Annotated in this window: 1 protein-coding gene; it reads right to left on the bottom strand. The window is 67.3% G+C overall.

Annotation, left to right across the window (positions count from 1 at the left end; genetic code table 11):
• The coding region (locus HX846_RS38515) for an NAD(P)/FAD-dependent oxidoreductase (RefSeq protein WP_178967616.1) at positions 1-556 on the bottom strand (556 nt) is incomplete at both ends.

Raw genomic sequence — 556 nt, forward strand, 5'->3', positions numbered from 1 at the left:
TGCTCGCGGCCGGGTTTCATCGCGGCCTGGTCCCACTCACCCAACACGCCCAGCCACCAGCAGAAATCGCGGTTGCGATAGGCACGCGGTGGGCGGTCGTGAGCACCCACCGACAGGTACACCTGGCGCCCGGAGCGTTGCAGTTCGTCGGCGATCTGCACCCCGGAGGAACCCGCCCCCACCACCAGCACCGCGCCGGCCGGCAGTTGCGCGGGGTTGCGGTAGTCGGCGGAGTGGATCTGGTGCAGCGCGCTGTCTTGAGGGGCAATCGCCGGAATCACCGGCTTCTGGAACGGCCCGGTGGCCGCCACCACGCGGTTGGCTTCGATCACGCCTTCGCTGGTGTGGATGGTGAAGCCTGGGCGACCGACATTGCGCACCACCGAGGTCACGTCGACGCCGGTACGAATCGGTGCATTGAACTTGCGTGCATAGGCTTCGAAGTAGTCCGCCACACGCTCTTTCGGCGCAAAGCCATCGGGGGCGACGTTATCGAAGGCCAGGCCCGGAAAACGGTCATGCCAGGCCGGGCCGTTGGCGACCAGCGAGTCCCAGC

Origin of the sequence: Pseudomonas sp. K5002 (genome assembly GCF_013386655.1) — a bacterium.
Classification (GTDB): domain Bacteria; phylum Pseudomonadota; class Gammaproteobacteria; order Pseudomonadales; family Pseudomonadaceae; genus Aquipseudomonas.